Here is an 11,799-nt window from a genome sequence, read left to right on the forward strand (position 1 = left end):
TTTCCGTGCGACATATTTTTTTATTGATGAGCGGTCTTATTTCGCTAAGTTTAGTTGGGTGCGCAACAGCGCCAAAGTCATTGTACAGCTGGGGTGAATTTCCGCAGCAAACTTATTTATCTTTAAGTTTGCCTGAGAAAGCGATGCCACAAGATCAAGTATTAAAACTTGAAAAAGACGTTGAAAAAGCTAAGGCGAAAAATTTAGCTGTTCCACCTGGACTATATGCACATTTGGGACTGCAATACCTAAATATGAATGATGCGCCGCGTGCGATTCAATATTTTGAGCTTGAGCGTCAGATTTATCCTGAGTCGACTGTGTTAATGGATCGTTTATTGAAAAAAATGACGGGTCAAACTTCAGCAGGAGCAAAAAAATGAAGAATTTAAAAACTTTATTTACAGTTACTGCTGTTGTTGGCTTATTAACAGGTTGTGCAACTGCACCTAAAAATACACGTGATTTAAGTACTTATACTGCGAATATGCCAAAATCTATTTTGGTGATGCCGCCTGTGAATGAGTCACCTGATACGCGTGCAAGCAATAGTTATTGGTCGACTGTGACCGTACCTGTTGCAGAAGCGGGCTATTATGTTTATCCAATTAGTGTTGTTGACACCATGTTTAAAGAAAACGGTGTGTATAACGGCGCGGATGCAGCAACGATTAGTCCTCAAAAACTTCAAGAAATTTTTGGTGCCGATGCTGCGCTTTATGTGAAAGTGAAAGAATACGGTTCTAAGTATCAAGTTATTCAAACTGTTGCAACGGTTGCTGTTGAAGCGAAGTTGGTTGACCTTAAAACGGGTGAGCTACTTTGGGAAGGAACGGAAAAGCAAGTAATGTCTAACAGCAATAATAATGCTGGTTTAGTGGGTATGCTTGTGGGTGCTTTGGTTGATCAAATTTCGAATCATTTAAGCGATAAAGCTTATGTGTTGTCGGGTACGGTGAGTCATTTACTTTATTCACCTCGTTTAAGTGAGCAGAAGGGCTTGTTGTATGGGCCTCGTTCGCCGAACTTTGCACAGAATGGATTAAGTCCTCAGAAATAATTAAAAGCCCCTCTAGTTAGGGGCTTTTTAGTTTTTATATTTTCTCAGATATTTTTTGAGTTTTCATAGATTTCTAAAAATTTAGTTCCGTAACTACGTTGCGATTCTTTGCTTCTAAACGGAAAGGAAATATAACGAAATTATTTATAGTAATAGTTTCTCCCTCTCCCTATGGGAGAGGGTTGGGGTGAGGGTGTTTTAATAATTGGGAATACGAGCCTTACTTTTGACGGATCAAAAGTAACAAAAATCCTTTGTTCGTTAGAGGGTGCGTCCGTATGCTCCTAACGAACGGGCGACATCCATGTCGCTAGTCACGTTATTAGATTTATAGTGAATTCTAAGATTTTGCTCGACGTTCCAATCTTCTTCTACTTGATTCTTTAATTTGTTCAGGCACTGTATAAATTTCAGTTAATAGTGCTTCTGTGAAATCTAAACAATCTAACGCTTCATTCTCACCAGTATTTCCATCATGTGCCGAATCATTGCCATCATGACGAATACAATGAGCAAGCTCCTCTAATCGTTTAGGTATTTTTTGTTTTTCAATTAGGAAATCAATTCGATTAGCTAATTTATTTCTTTGGTCTTTATTTAGTTGGTGCTCAGAGGTTTGATTTTCTTCTAAAAATTTGTTTAATAAATCTTTTGTGACAAGGTCGAGGCATAATCTAAACATAGAGCCACTCGCAACAAAACAACTCATCGAAAGACATTTTGTAGCTTCATCAAAAATATCTTTGATAGTTTCCGGTACAGAATGAGGGCACAACCTCTGATTTTTAGTTGGTGGAATAAGTAGTCTATTAACTTCAAAATGGTCATTTATATTTGTTTTTTCATTTAGACATAGGTTCGAGTCAAAAGAAGAATATTCGTTCGGGTAAAGATCTCTAAAGTTGTTTCCTTTTTGAATGATTAAAATACATCCTTTTTTACAATGACTACATTGAGAAAAAGCTTCCCAATGGATTTGGTGCTGATAATAGCTATTTTTATGAATAGTTGTAATAAATACATCAAAGCGAATATTGTTAGATCCGCAAAAATTACAATTATGAACGAGGAAATACTTCATTTTTTATCAGTTTATACAGATTTTAATCATAGAAATAATACACTGAATTATTCTTTAATCTAGAAGAAATCGAATGATCAGGAAGCGACATGGATGTCGCCGTTCACTTGTGGTACATGGACGTATCATCAAGTGGACAAAAGATTTTTGTTACTTTTGATCTTTCAAAAGTAAGGTACTGCCTACGCAAAGCAATTAATTTTTCATAAAGCCAACATGGGGGAGTGATTCAATAAATCCTCTCCCTAACCCTCTCCTAAAAAGAGAGGGAACTTAAAGGCATAAAAAAAGCCCCTACATCGTAGAGGCTTTTTATCTAAGACTTTAAATCTTAAGACACTTTATCACCAGCTTTAGCACCAGTTTCAGGTGAAATCACCCAAACACCTTCGCCATTACCCGCAGCGAGTACCATACCGTTAGAAATACCAAAACGCATCTTACGCGGTGCAAGGTTAGCCACCATCACCACCAATTTGCCTTTAAGGTCCTCAGGTTGGTAGAACTCACGAATACCGCTAAATACATTACGTGGCTCAGCTTCACCGACATTTAACGTCAATTGAAGTAGCTTGTCAGAACCTTCAACCGTTGCAGCTTCTAAAACTTCAGCTACACGTAGGTCAACTTTCATAAAGTCTTCGATGCCAATAATTTCAGCTTCACCGACTTTAGGCTCTGGTTTCTTTTCAGCTTTCTTCTCTTTTTTCTTTTCCGCTTTTGGCACTTCCGCAGGGGCAGCTAAAGAATCTTTAGATGCATCGACCATCGCAGCAACTGCTTTCGGGTCTACACGTTGCATCAATGGTTGGAATTGAGCAATTTCATGATCAACCAAAATCGTTTGTACAGAAGCAAAGTCGAAAGATTCTAATTTTAAGAAGCTCTGAACTTCTGCTGCCAATGTAGGCAATACAGGTGCAAGATACACCGCCAATTGACGGAATAAGTTAATACCGACAGAACATACATCATGAACTTGTTGTTCTTCGCCTTCAATTTTCGCTAAAGCCCAAGGCTTTTTCTCGTCGATATATTGGTTGGCTTTGTCAGCAAGCGCCATGATTTCACGGATTGCCGCAGAGAATTCACGCGCTTCGTATTGAGCAGCGATTGACGCACCTGCATCAATAAAGCTTTGAACCAATTCAGGCTCTGCACAAGTCGCAGAAAGTTTGTTATCAAATTTTGTATTAATGAATTTCGCACAACGGCTTGCGATGTTGACCACTTTACCAACAAGGTCTGAATTCACTTTCTGAACGAAATCATCAAGGTTCAAATCAGAATCTTCAACTTTGTCAGAAAGTTTAGACGCGAAGTAGTAACGTAAGTATTCAGGGTTTAAATGCTCAAGATACGTTTCCGCTTTAATGAACGTACCGCGAGATTTAGACATCTTCTGACCGTTTACAGTCAAGAAACCGTTTACGAATAAGCTTGTTGGGGTACGGTAGTTTGCACCTTCAAGCATTGCAGGCCAGAACAACGCATGGAAGTAAACGATGTCTTTACCAATGAAGTGATAAACTTCATTTTTCGAATCTTTTTTCCAGTAGTCGTCAAAGCTTAGGTCAGGACGTTTAGTTTTGATGTAGTTTTCAAAGCTCGACATATAGCCGATTGGCGCATCTACCCAAACGTAGAAATATTTGTTTGGCGCATCTGGAATTTCAAAACCGAAGTAAGGCGCATCACGAGAAATATCCCAATCAGATAAACCTGCTTCAAACCATTCATCCAACTTGTTGGCAATCGACACAGGTAGACGACCTTCATCACGTGTCCATTTTTGTAGGTATTCACCAAAGTTCGGCAGTTTAAAGAAGTAGTGATCTGAAGATTTTTCTACAGGTGTCGCACCGCTTAACGTCGATTTTGGATTCAACAATTCAGTTGCGTTGTATGTTGTACCGCAAACTTCACATGAATCGCCGTATTGGTCTTCTGCTTTACATTTCGGGCATGTGCCTTTAATGAAACGGTCCGACAAGAACATTGCTTTTTCAGGATCAAACAATTGCGTTACAGGACGTACTGCAATGTTGTTTGCTTCGCGGTTTTTAATATAAATCTCAGAAGCACGTGCTTGGTTTTCAGCACTGTTGGTTGAGTCGTAATGGTCAAAATCAACTTTAAAGCCAGCAAAGTCACGCTCATGTTCTTTTTGTACATTGGCAATTTGCTGTTCAGGTGTAATGCCGTTGGCTTCTGCACGTAGCATGATTGCTGTGCCGTGAGCATCGTCCGCACATACATAAGTCACGTTATGACCCATTGCACGCATGGCACGAACCCAAATATCTGCTTGGATATAACCGAGTAAATGACCCATGTGAATTGGGCCATTCGCGTATGGAAGGGCATTAGTAACTAAAATATTACGCACGGATTAACTCTCTCAGTCGTATTCATTATGCAATGGGCAATAATTTTACCTGATCAAAGAAGGAATACAAAGCAAAGCTTTATCTGAATGTCGGTCACGCAGACCGTGTAGACGCATATCGAAAGGGTGAGCATCGCAAGAGTTATCTATAAAATGAATAGGCTTTTGTGCTCATGCTTTGATCGGACTGTACTGAAGGCGGATGTGCTGAAGAAAGTTAGATTAGAAAATGTATGGGAATTTTAAGCGAGCGAATAAAAAAGGATCGATCATACTTTACATCATCGATCCTTGGTATTGCGCAGTGCTAGATGGCTAATTCAAATGCAACAGTGGCTATCTGCTGATATTAAAAATCCATACGGAATTTAATTTCTAATAAATGCCAGCCAAATTGGCTTTTGATTGGGCCATGTAATTCACGTTCTGGCAAAGTAAACACCGCTTTGTCGATTGGGCCAACCAGCTGACCTTTTTTAATGTCGCCGAGTTCACCGCCTTTTTTGCTTGAAGGGCAAGTCGAATCTTGCTTTGCAATTTTGGCAAAGTCTGCGCCGTCTTTAATTTTCTTTTTAAGCTGTTCAGCAAGTTCTTTATCTTTCACTAAAATGTGGCGGACAATGGCAGATTTCATTTTTTACCTCGTTGAACTGTTTTTACTTGCTTAAAGGGTTGGCATTCTGGACAAAACACGGATGCGCGTTGACCTAGTTTAATATTTTCCAAAGTCGTTTCACAGTTAATGCACATTTCACCCGCACGGCCATAAGCCAATAGGGTTTGCTGGAAATAGCCATTTTCGCCCATGGCATTGGTGTAGTCACGTAATGTCGAACCGCCTAGATCAATGGCTTGCTTTAAGATGCGTTTGATTTCAATAACTAATTTTTCAACCTGTTGCTGGCTTAAATCCTTTGCAGGTTGTGCAGGATGAATCCCCAAATTAAATAAACTTTCCGTGGCGTAAATATTGCCCACACCTACGACCACATGGTTGTCCATAATGGCCACTTTAATGGCGGTATTTTTATTTTTAAGCTTGTCGGCCAAATAGGGCGCATCAAAGTGATCACTTAAAGGTTCAGGCCCTAAGGTGTCAATGAGCTTGGTTTGTGAGTCTTCATTTAGCCATAAAATACAGCCAAAACGACGCGGGTCGTGGTAGCGCAGTTGCATATCTTCAAATTGAATAATCAGATGATCATGCTTGCGGTATTCTTCATGTGATTCACAGATCCGAAAACTGCCTGACATGCCCAAATGCCACAGCATGCTGTCTTGTTCAAAGCTGGCCAAAATATATTTTGAACGGCGCGAAAGTTGCTGCAAGCATTGGCCAACCAGTTTGTTTAGGTCATTTGGAATAGGCCAGCGCAGGCTACTTTGACGGACTTCAACGGATTGCACACGTTGACCGAGCAACGGTAAAAGACTGGTCTTGGTGGTTTCAACTTCTGGTAATTCAGGCATTGTGTCAGGTGTACTTTGGAGTTGAGGCTAATATTGGGATGTTTACGATGGTTTACAAGGCATAGCGTATAAAGCTTCGAACAGAATAAACATGCCATGTACTGTGTAATAGCCCAACCTAAGCAGAACAACTCGGATTGATTGTCCTTAGGTTGAAGTCATCTGAATGTCGTACAGGATTTGGTGTTGGTATTTAATTATAAGATATTGAAATCATGATATTGGAGTCTAAATTTGAGCCTATGTGCAGGCATTAAAATGAATAAATCACTACTTAGTTAAATGTTTTTAAATAAATTTATATAACAATAAATATTTCATAAATTAAAGTTTGTTAAATAATAAAAATAATGCTGAGATTTAATTGTAAATATTATGTAACTTTTACACCAAATGGTGTAACCCTTTGTGTGGGGGCATCTTGTAACTCTCTCAAAATTTAGGTTTTTCCGATGAAAAATTTTACTCTAGCGATCATACCCCTTTGTCTTATGGCGAGTATGAGCAATGTCTTTGCTGCTGAACAGGCATTTGATAGCAAAGGTCAATATATGCTGGGTGATTGGAATGGTAAGCGTACCGAATTGGCTCAACAAGGTGTGAAATTTGAAGCCAATATTGCAGCCGATGTGGCTTATTTGGCTGACGGTGGGCGCAATGAAGATCACGCTGCTACAGTAGCCAGCCAACTTTGGTTGGGAACAGCTTTAGATATGGAAAAACTTGCGGGTTGGGATGGGGTTACAGTTCGTGCTGTGGTTACAGCTCGCCAAGGCCAAAGTACAACATTAGATGACTTACAAGACCGCAGTGCACCACAACTGGCCAATGTACAAGCAAACTTTGGCCGTGGTAACCAAAAGACGCGTTTGTCTGAGCTTTCGATTGAAAAGAAATTTAAAGAGCAAGGTTTAAGTATTAAAGCTGGCCGTTTAGGTTTAGGCATGGACTTTAACGTGATGGCTTGTGATTTCCAAAGTACTGCATTTTGTGCTGCGCAAATGGGTAAATGGCAGGGCAATATGTGGATGAACACGCCTGTTTCTCAATGGGGTGCACGTGTAAAACAGCAGTTGAATCCTGAGTGGGCAGTACAAGTTGGTGTATATGAATTTAACCCTGAAAATGCATTAGAACGTCATGGTTGGAATTTAGATACAGACAATGCAGATGGTGTCACCATTCCTGCAGAAGTGATTTGGACACCAAAAACATTGGTGAATGGCTTGGCTGGTAGTTACCGCTTAGGGGCTTTGTATAACACTGCCAATGAAGTGAAAAACCAAAAAGATATTGCCAATACCACAGATGCGAAAAACCGTACTTTTGCAGGCTGGTTGGCGATAGAACAACAGCTCACTTCAACAGGTGAAGGCAAGCGCGGTTTACATAGCTTTGCAAATTTTACATGGCATGATCGTGTGACCAATAAAGTAGATAACTCACAGCAAGTCGGCTTGAAATATATTGGATTGGCAGATCGCTTACCTAACGACATGATTGGTTTAGGCTTAAACCGCGTGCACGTGAATGACCGTCTTTCACAAACCACTTACGATGCAAGTGCAGAATATAATATCGAGCTGAACTATAGCCATAACCCAACCAAATGGTTAACGCTACGTCCAAACTTACAATATGTCATTAACCCAGGTTCTACCAACCGTGTTGATAATGCATTGGTACTTGGCTTAAGTTCAAAAGTGACTTTCTAAGCACTTTACATCTTGTATAGCATATAAAAAAACAGGCGACTTAAAGCCTGTTTTTTTATGCACGAGCATTGCTCAGACTTGGGTATAGACACTTAAGTTTAGAAGTGTAATTGAGAATGTAGTTTATGGAAATTTGTTGTTAGACCTCTGATGGGGAAGATAAAAGTGTGGCCATGATTGACGTTTAAGCTATGAATGTATACGCGTACGAAACGAAAACAGCCATCCTGAAAAAGTCATGGTGATAGGGAATGATTTGCAAAAAAAAGTATGCATCAAAGCAATCATTATTCCTTTAAAATTGATGAAAAATATACAAATATTATGGTTGTCAATCCGCCTGATGAACGCTATTTTGAAGTGGCCAAAGGTTTAAACTAGACTGCTGGTGAAAGTATAAACAATCATTGAAAAATAAAACCGAGGATGAACGTGACTTTATTGTTTAAGCCTTTGCAGTTCGGACAGTTAACGCTGTCAAATCGAATTTTGATTGCACCCATGTGCCAATATTCTGCCAATGAGCAAGGGGAGCTCAGTTTTTGGCATGAACAGCAGTGGGCAAATTATGCGTTGTCTGGGGCGGGTCTGTGTATTGTTGAAGCAACAGCAGTACAGCCTGAAGGCCGAATTAGCTATGCAGATTTAGGTCTGTGGAATGAGCAGCAAGCAGCACAGATGAAAGCATTGCTGACGAAAGTGAAAACACTGTCACCTATGCCATTTGCAATACAGTTGGCGCATGCAGGGCGTAAAGCTTCGACGGATAAACCGTGGCAGGGCCGAGGTCAAATGGCACCAGCGCATGCGCAGGGCTGGCAAACGGTTTCTGCAAGTAGCATTCCTTTTACGGAACAAGATCATGCACCGCATGCTTTAAGCCAAGTCGAAATTCAGCAGATCATTGCGGACTTTGCAGCTTCTGCTAAGCGTGCGGTCGATGCGGGCTTTGAGCTGATTGAATTACACGCAGCACATGGCTATTTGTTGCATCAATTTATGTCGCCACTGTCGAATCACCGAGAGGATGAATATGGAGGCAGTTTTGCCAATCGTATTCGTTTAACTTTAGAAGTATTGCAAGCCATGAAGGATGCTGTACCTGAAGGCTATCCGATTGGCGTACGTATTTCTGCCAGTGATTGGATGGATCATGTAGACAGTTGGACACTTGAACAGAGTGTAGAATTGGCGCAATCTTTAGAACAGCTTGGCGCGGCCTATATTCATGTATCTTCGGCAGGTTTACATCAGGCGCAACAAATTGATATACATGCCAATTATCAAGTTCCTTTTGCGGCAGCTGTAAAGCAAGCTGTAAACATTCCTGTGATTGCCGTGGGTTTGATTACTGAAGCCATGCAGGCCGAAGGAATTTTACAGTATGAACAGGCCGATGCGATTGCCATTGCACGTGCCGTACTTTATGACCCACGTTGGCCTTGGCATGCAGCTGTGGAATTGGGTGAAGTGATTGCCATTGCACCGCAGTATTTACGCTGTCAGCCACATGCTTTAAACAGTCAATTTGAACCCTTTTCACTCAAGAATTGAGTTTAAGTGCAGAGCATTACGCTAAAATGAAGCTATTGAGTTAAGAATTTTTAAACTGCAACTTCGGTTGCAGTTTATTTTTGTGCGCGGTTTTTTTGCTCAGTGCACAATCGAAAACAGGAGTGTAAGGAATGGTTTTTGAAGTCATTATTCCCATATTTATACTATTGGCTTTGGGGTATTTAGCTGTCAAATTGAATGTGCTGGCTAAAGCTCAGGTCGAAGTGATTGGTAGTTTTGTCATCAAAATCGCTTTGCCTGTACTGATGTTTCAGTCCTTGGCCAGTAAAGACTTTTCCGAAATTTGGCTTCCAGATTTTTTTTGGTGTTCGCAGTCGCGGCCTATTTCTGTTATGGCTTAGGGTTTTATCTTAGTATTCGGCATTTTAAACAGCGTATGAGCCAGGCTTCTATCTTGGCCTTAGGCGCTAGTATGTCTAATACAGGCCTACTGGGGACTGCGGTGCTCAGTCTTTTGCTGGGTAGTAAAGCCATGACCTACATTATGCCAATTTTAATTTTTGAAAGTGTGTTGCTCATTCCAACGGTGTTAATTTTAATAGAATTGGGCAGTCAAAAGGGCGCGAGCGTGGTTGCTGTTTTTCGAAACACCTTTTTGATGCTTTTTAAAAATCCGCTTTTTGTTAGCGTCATTGCGGGTATTGTATTTGCGGTATTGCATATACCAATGCCAACGCAGTTGAATGCTGTATTGGATATGTTGGGGCATACCGCATCACCATTGGCTTTGTTTGCGATTGGTGGGGGTATTGTGGGTATGAGTTTGAAATATATGAACCTGCAAACCATTTATTTGGTCTTGAGCAATAATATTTTAATGCCTGTATTGGTATATGCGGGTTTACGTTATGGTGTAAATGCCAGCCAAGAAATGGTCTATGCTGGAACTATTATTGCAGCCCTACCCATGCCAACCATTTTTGCCATATTGGGCCAATTGAATGGCTTAAAGGATGAAGCGCTTACACCATTACTCATGAGCACTATTGTTGGCTTTGCTGGGGTGAGCTGTTTAATTGCGCTGTGGTATGGCTAAGGATGTAAGCGATCCTCGCAAATGACGTTAATGCTGAGTAGCTATGTTTTTAAGTTTTAAAACTATAGTCTGAAATATATCGACACCTTGCAATAGCATCTCATAATGCAAAAAAAAGCCCTGAAGAGTCAGGGCTTTTTTATCACATGCATAGCAAGCAGTTTAGCTCTTTTTCGTTGGTGCTTTGCTTCCACCTTTGGCTTGTTCAGCCATAAGTTTATCTACAACAGCTAAAGATTCTTTTGCTTGTGGAATATTCTCTTTGGCTAAAGCTGCAAAGATTTTTTTCGCTTCAGGTAAGTTTTGCGGAATGATGTTGCCATTCACAAACATATTACCTACAGCCATCAGCGCTGGGATATAGCCTTTTTTCGCAAGATCCTGAATGCTGGTTAGGCCAGTTTGTACAGATTTTTCGTCTTTGTTTTTAAAGCCTAAACTAATGTCATACAAGGCTTTGGCATGAATCGCTTGGTAGTTGCCTTTTTTGATTAGTGGATCAAGTTTTGCGAGGCCAGCTTTGTCAGATTCAGGTTTGTTTTCTGAAAATAACAACACCGCTAAATCGATAGACGCATCGTCAAAGCCTTGAGATGATGCTTTACCTAGGTATTGTTTGGCTTTGTTGATGTCTGTTGGTAAGCCCAAAGAGCCAGTGATGTAGTTTTTACCCAACACATAGTTGGCCACAGGGTAGCCTTTATCAGCAGATTGTTGATAAAGCTCGATCGCTTTTTTCTCATTCTTGGCCGTACCTTGGCCAGTTTGAGTTAAATAAGCAAGATTATACAGCGCCTGAGCATTGCCTTGTTTTGCCAATTTATCTAATGCTTGATAAGCACCTGTCATATTGTTGGCTTTCACCATGCTTTCAATTTTTGCAAACTCAGGATCAATGCTTTGAGTATTTGTTTCTGCCGCCGCAAATTGAGAAGAAAGTGCAATAAGGCCTGCTAAGAGTAGTTTTTTCATTTTTAAACCTTTTAAAAAACAGTCACATAATTCCATCTATGTGTATAGGAATAAGATTAACAGATTCATCATAAATAGAAATATTTGAAAGTAAAGAGTGCTTCTGTGAAATATTTTAAGCGTTTAAAAATATCTCAGTTACTTTATATTGCATCGACAAACTTAAAATATCTTTTGCATTTGTTACTCAGTTTGTTTTAATCGCTTTTGTAATATACGAGTGAGTTCTTAAATGTTTATTAAAAGCATTAAGCGAAATTATGACAAAGTGAATCAAGATGAAAGCATTGCACATGAAGATAAAATAGATGCGCTACTAATGAAGCTTGGCGCTGAGTTTTTAGTGAGTCAAGAAGATCGGGTTTATATCTTTGAAAAAGGGGAACTTAGAGTTAAGTTTGATGCTAAACATGCACGTGATTTTTCCTTTAAAGATTATCTTTGTAAAGATATGAATAAGTTGTTTCATGGTTTTTAATTAAAAACATGATTATAACAACG

10 protein-coding genes and 1 pseudogene are annotated in these 11,799 nt (G+C 39.9%); 6 read left to right on the forward strand and 5 right to left on the reverse strand.

The window, feature by feature from the left end; all coding sequences use genetic code 11:
* Positions 1 to 26 precede the first annotated feature (26 nt).
* Positions 27 to 383 carry a DUF4810 domain-containing protein gene (locus C9E88_RS03730; protein WP_171356289.1) on the forward strand — a complete coding sequence of 119 codons (357 nt, stop codon included), beginning with the start codon at positions 27 to 29 and terminating at the stop codon, positions 381 to 383.
* Positions 380 to 1,060, forward strand: a complete 681-nt coding sequence (locus C9E88_RS03735) for a DUF799 domain-containing protein (RefSeq protein ID WP_106985962.1) — start codon at positions 380 to 382, stop codon at positions 1,058 to 1,060. Before C9E88_RS03730 ends, C9E88_RS03735 begins: the two co-directional genes overlap by 4 nt.
* A 340-nt stretch (positions 1,061 to 1,400) precedes the next feature.
* Here C9E88_RS03735 and C9E88_RS03740 read toward each other — a convergent pair whose 3' ends face one another.
* The 4 genes from C9E88_RS03740 to mutM form a co-directional block, all read right to left on the reverse strand.
* The gene (locus C9E88_RS03740; protein WP_106985963.1) at positions 1,401 to 2,141 is read right to left on the reverse strand and encodes a DUF4145 domain-containing protein; all 741 of its coding nucleotides are present in this window, start codon (positions 2,139 to 2,141) and stop codon (positions 1,401 to 1,403) included.
* 331 nt (positions 2,142 to 2,472) lie between these two features.
* A complete protein-coding gene (gene metG / locus C9E88_RS03745) occupies positions 2,473 to 4,530 on the reverse strand; it encodes a methionine--tRNA ligase (protein WP_106985964.1) in 2,058 nt (685 codons plus the stop codon).
* 349 nt (positions 4,531 to 4,879) lie between these two features.
* Entirely contained in the window at positions 4,880 to 5,164 is a 285-nt protein-coding gene (locus C9E88_RS03750; RefSeq protein WP_106985965.1) for a peptidylprolyl isomerase, read from the reverse strand.
* Positions 5,161 to 6,000 carry a bifunctional DNA-formamidopyrimidine glycosylase/DNA-(apurinic or apyrimidinic site) lyase gene (mutM, locus tag C9E88_RS03755; RefSeq protein WP_106985966.1) on the reverse strand — a complete coding sequence of 280 codons (840 nt, stop codon included), beginning with the start codon at positions 5,998 to 6,000 and terminating at the stop codon, positions 5,161 to 5,163. The genes C9E88_RS03750 and mutM overlap by 4 nt, the downstream gene beginning before the upstream one ends.
* 452 nt (positions 6,001 to 6,452) lie before the next feature.
* Here mutM and C9E88_RS03760 point away from each other — a divergent pair, with 452 nt between their 5' ends.
* From C9E88_RS03760 to C9E88_RS03770, 3 genes and pseudogenes are all read left to right on the forward strand, one after another.
* The gene (locus C9E88_RS03760) at positions 6,453 to 7,715 is read left to right on the forward strand and encodes a carbohydrate porin (protein WP_106985967.1); all 1,263 of its coding nucleotides are present in this window, start codon (positions 6,453 to 6,455) and stop codon (positions 7,713 to 7,715) included.
* Positions 7,716 to 8,147: 432 nt separating this feature from the next.
* Positions 8,148 to 9,269: an NADH:flavin oxidoreductase/NADH oxidase gene (locus C9E88_RS03765; protein ID WP_106985974.1), complete on the forward strand. Its 1,122-nt coding sequence runs from the start codon at positions 8,148 to 8,150 to the stop codon at positions 9,267 to 9,269.
* A gap of 131 nt (positions 9,270 to 9,400) precedes the next feature.
* Positions 9,401 to 10,326 (forward strand): annotated as a pseudogene (locus C9E88_RS03770) (AEC family transporter).
* A 162-nt stretch (positions 10,327 to 10,488) separates the two neighbouring features.
* On the opposite strand, the gene C9E88_RS03775 reads toward C9E88_RS03770, so the two are convergent.
* A complete protein-coding gene (locus C9E88_RS03775) occupies positions 10,489 to 11,298 on the reverse strand; it encodes a tetratricopeptide repeat protein (RefSeq protein ID WP_106985975.1) in 810 nt (269 codons plus the stop codon).
* Positions 11,299 to 11,530: 232 nt separating this feature from the next.
* Between C9E88_RS03775 and C9E88_RS03780 the strand changes: the two genes are divergently transcribed.
* Positions 11,531 to 11,776 carry a hypothetical protein gene (locus tag C9E88_RS03780; RefSeq protein WP_106985968.1) on the forward strand — a complete coding sequence of 82 codons (246 nt, stop codon included), beginning with the start codon at positions 11,531 to 11,533 and terminating at the stop codon, positions 11,774 to 11,776.
* The last annotated feature ends 23 nt before the right edge of the window (positions 11,777 to 11,799 follow it).

This window comes from Acinetobacter cumulans (assembly GCF_003024525.3).
GTDB lineage: Bacteria > Pseudomonadota > Gammaproteobacteria > Pseudomonadales > Moraxellaceae > Acinetobacter > Acinetobacter cumulans.